Here is a 4,050-nt window from a genome sequence, read left to right as displayed (position 1 = left end):
ATGCAATTAAAACAACTAAAAGAAAAGACAATAATATCTTTTTATTCATGCTTTTTTTCTCCATTAATTAATTGAAATAGCGTACTAAGATAAATCTAATTATCATCCCTCTAAAATCGACATAAATTTTATTTCAGTACGATAATATATTTACATGATATTCAATATAAACATTGTTATTTATCGATGAAAATTAAAAATATCATAAAATCGTTAAAAAAACAAATAAGAATTAAAAAAATAATAAATAATATAAAATAATATAAATAACTATTTAACTATAAAATATAACTCATATAATCCATTAATTCAAAAAAATATGGTTTTAATTAAAATAAAATTTTTTGAAAAAAATCAACATAACGATGCAAAAACTTACCTAACTCGACCATATTTTAATGTAAATCAATAAAATACTGGAAAAATATTACAAATAATAACCGAATTTTTAAAAATTTAATAAAAAAATAGTTCGACATGAATATAATTATATAATAATAAATAACAAAAAGATACATAATAAAGAAATTATTCTTTAATTAATATTAATGGAGGTGAAATAAATTAAAAAGAAGCATATTTTTACCATAATATTTCTATTAATAATTTTAACATCACTTAATTGTGTTAATGCATTCGAAAATAATAACACAATTACTAACGATGAGAATATCCTTGAAACCACAAACAACGAGAAATTAAAAAATCCATATACAGATTTGGCGGATAAAATCATTAATGCCAAGGATGGTGAGGAAATAATAATCGAGCCAGGAACATACAAACTCCACAATATCGAAATTACTAGAAATCTCACACTCCAAGGAAATGGAAATCCTTCAGACATAATAATCGATGGAGAAAATAAATCCAGCATTTTCCTTATAAGAAGTGATGCAGTCCACGCCACTTTTAAAAATATCACATTTATTAATGGATTAACATTGAACTTTGGTGGAGCCATATCAATGGAAACAGGACACGTTTATGTGGATTATTGTAATTTCATCAACAACACCGCATTAAACAATACCAATGCCGGAGGCATATCCAATTATGGAACTGCAAGTGAAAGAGGATATTTGTTTGTAAACAACTCATTATTCCTAAACAATCATGCAGACCACGATGGAGGAGCAATAACAACATGTTATGCATATTCTTATATTTACAATAGTGTATTCATAGCAAATTCTGCTCGCAGAGATGGTGGTGCGATTAGAGTAAGTGTTTATGGATATGGTGCTGTTGAAGACTGTATTTTCATGTACAACCATGCAGATGAATGGGGAGGAGCATATTATAGTTGGGCAAGCAATTCTGTAATAAACAGATGCATTTTCATGAACAATACTGGTGGAACAAATGGTGGAGCAGTGATGGTTTCAGGCAATATTACATTAACAAACTCCCTTATTGTAAATAATACTTCAAATGAAACCGGAGGTTCATTTTACATCCAACAACCAATGTTTGATGCTTTAACCATAATAAATGTTCATGACAATATCATTACAAACAATACCTCCCCATTAGGAAAAGAAATATTTATTAAATGGAATGCAACCAAATTGCTATTTACAAAATTTAATGATAATGATTGGGGTGACGAAGACCCAACTGACCCAGATGTTATCGATCCAAATCATGTTACAAAAAGAAGTAAAGTAACCAGCACTAAAAAGTCCAATTTATTAAATGAATTGAATCTGGATTTATTAAATAGATATAGCGACATTTTAAAAGATTATTTCCCTAGCGGATATTTTGACAGTAATGACAATATTCCTGAAAATAATAATCAAAACCCAAATGAAAATGGCAATATGAATGAGGGTTCAAATGAAAATAATAATAATAACAATAACCACAACCATAATCAGAATATTGTTACAGACAATCCTCAAAACAATAATCAAAATATTAGGGCAAATAATTCACAAAATAGCAATCAAAACAATATAGTTACTTCAACCATGCCCCCATCAGGTGAAAATGCCATTCAAGTAAATGGAACTAGTGATGTAGGCTCAGATTCACAAAAATCAAAAGCCAGCGAAATAATAAAAAACACCCCATCAAAAAGCATTAGTTCCTTAAACATTGGAGTTATCATTTTTGCAATTATTGCTGCAATTGCATTCCTAATCGGATATCTAAAACAAAGAAAAGCAAATAGATTATAACTATTTGCTTACAATTTTTTTATTCAAATTACGTGCGAGCAAATAATAGTAAATGTAAAAACCACACCAGAAAACCACTGCAAATACACACGCAATTAAAATCCAAGTTAAGATTGGACCAATTCCCAATGTTATCGGCATCCAGTGAAGGTATACTGCAACTAAAAACAACACAGTCATTCCGATTCCCATTTGGAAAATAATTTGATAAGGCAAAGCCAGATCCTCTTTTTCATATATTGCTCCAGTTAATGAAAATCCCCAACCTGCAACAATACAACCAAGGAATAGATTAATTATATCCGTTCCTGAAAAGCTAATATTTTGAGGTCCTGCCTGAAGAGAAATAAAAACTGCAACCAACAATCCGATAAAACATCCTACAAATGCACCCATTGCCAATCGTTTAATTAAATCGATTTTCATAATATCACCTACAAATCCAAAGCATTTTTAAAGTCAGGTAAATATTTCCTAGAGATATTATCTTTCAAACCATTTTTAAGCTCAATAAACATCATTCCTTTAAGTGAAGGAGCTACACGTTCTATTCTTTTAAGATTTACGATAGTAGTCTTAGATATTCTGACAAAATCATTGTTCAGAGAATCTTCAACCTGATACAACGGTTTTTTAATCAAATACTCTTCATTTTGAGTATATACTTTAACCTGTTTATCTTCAACCCTAAACATGTAGATTTCACTGAATTGCAAAAGAGCAATATCAGACCCTTTTTTAACTGCAATCATTTCACTGGATTCATCACTTTCAAGAATTGATATTGCTTTTGAAATATTATCCGTCAATTCATTAGTATGAATATCTGCACGAGGTTCTTTAATATCTCTTGAAACAAACAAATTTACTTTCATGATTTAATTCCTTAATTTCATCATCTCTTCTTCGATTTTACGTTCACGAAAATCTTCACTATCCCAATTATCAATTAAAACGTATGCTTTTAAAAAGTCAACAAATACTCCAATACCCCAGAAAAATACCGGAAACAGTACCCACCAAAATTCTGGAGTGCATAACCAATTAATAATTACCAATACTGCATTTACAATCACATATGCTTTTAAATTTCTGTAAAATTTTATTTTTATATCCACCCTTCTTTCTGCTCTTTCGCGTAAACTATCTGACATAATATTTATCTCCTTTAACTCGTTAATAATACATAGTTAAAGAATATTTAAATGTCTAGTTATGAACATCACCAAGATGCAAATTATGATTACTGAAATACAAAAAAATAGAAGTGAAAAAAGCAGCTACATTACAGCTACCAAATAATATAAAATTGAAGTTACCGCCGGAACTGTCAGATTGTCAATTCCACCATAACTGAATGCCTCACAAATGGTTGCAATAGCCGAAATCACTATGATGTAAACAATATTAAATTCAGGCATTGTACATCCTATTGACGTAAAAACCATCCATACAAATACGCTCATGACAGTTGTTACAACAAACATTGTGAGTGATCCTTCGAGAGATTTTGTACCTCCAAATACTGTGTATTTGACTTTACCAAATTTTTGACCGATTAATGCTGCAAATCCATCACCATACACCATAGGAACAATAGCCAATGCTACAATCCATATGAAAAACTTAGGATCGTTTGCTGGTGAAAGCATCGAATAAATTGCAATCAGTATTGTCCATATTAATGCATAGAAGAATAAACCTAAAGCATGCCCTGATTCGGTTACGCTATTCTGAATTTTAATAGGAGAATATTCAGTTAGGAAGAACAGAACTATTGTAATTGGCAGTGTCAAAAACCAAACCATTACCCAAGGATCTGAGAAAAATGGCATGGCAAATATCATGTTACCTACCATAATAT

General features: G+C 30.0%; 5 protein-coding genes. 1 reads left to right on the top strand and 4 read right to left on the bottom strand.

Going from position 1 to position 4,050, the window contains the following annotated elements; genetic code table 11:
- Positions 1-719: 719 nt before the first annotated feature.
- Complete coding sequence (locus tag UIB65_RS04630) at positions 720-2,186, top strand: hypothetical protein (RefSeq protein WP_330039945.1); 1,467 nt, start codon at positions 720-722, stop codon at positions 2,184-2,186.
- Here UIB65_RS04630 and UIB65_RS04625 read toward each other — a convergent pair whose 3' ends face one another.
- From UIB65_RS04625 to UIB65_RS04610, 4 genes are all read right to left on the bottom strand, one after another.
- On the bottom strand, positions 2,187-2,612 hold the full coding sequence (locus UIB65_RS04625) for a DUF3021 domain-containing protein (protein ID WP_330039944.1): 426 nt from the start codon (positions 2,610-2,612) through the stop codon (positions 2,187-2,189).
- Between the two features lie 8 nt (positions 2,613-2,620).
- On the bottom strand, positions 2,621-3,061 hold the full coding sequence (locus tag UIB65_RS04620) for a LytTR family DNA-binding domain-containing protein (protein WP_330039943.1): 441 nt from the start codon (positions 3,059-3,061) through the stop codon (positions 2,621-2,623).
- Positions 3,062-3,064: 3 nt separating this feature from the next.
- Positions 3,065-3,340 (bottom strand): 2TM domain-containing protein, encoded by a 276-nt coding sequence (locus UIB65_RS04615; protein WP_330039942.1) that lies wholly within the window; start codon positions 3,338-3,340, stop codon positions 3,065-3,067.
- A gap of 126 nt (positions 3,341-3,466) precedes the next feature.
- A partial coding sequence (locus UIB65_RS04610; protein ID WP_330039941.1) for a phosphatidate cytidylyltransferase occupies positions 3,467-4,050 on the bottom strand: 584 nt, incomplete at its 5' end.

The sequence above is a fragment of the Methanobrevibacter sp. genome, assembly GCF_036307625.1.
Lineage (GTDB): Archaea > Methanobacteriota > Methanobacteria > Methanobacteriales > Methanobacteriaceae > Methanocatella.
The sequence above is the reverse complement of the archived record's forward strand: the minus strand, read 5'-3'. Positions and strand labels throughout refer to the sequence as shown.

What these genes read in the sequence shown, in the direction of transcription:
- UIB65_RS04625 (WP_330039944.1), bottom strand. Translation starts at nt 2,612, where the DNA reads ATGAAAATCGATTTAATTAAACGATTGGCAATGGGTGCATTTGTAGGA.
- UIB65_RS04620 (WP_330039943.1), bottom strand. Translation starts at nt 3,061, where the DNA reads ATGAAAGTAAATTTGTTTGTTTCAAGAGATATTAAAGAACCTCGTGCA.
- UIB65_RS04615 (WP_330039942.1), bottom strand. Translation starts at nt 3,340, where the DNA reads ATGTCAGATAGTTTACGCGAAAGAGCAGAAAGAAGGGTGGATATAAAA.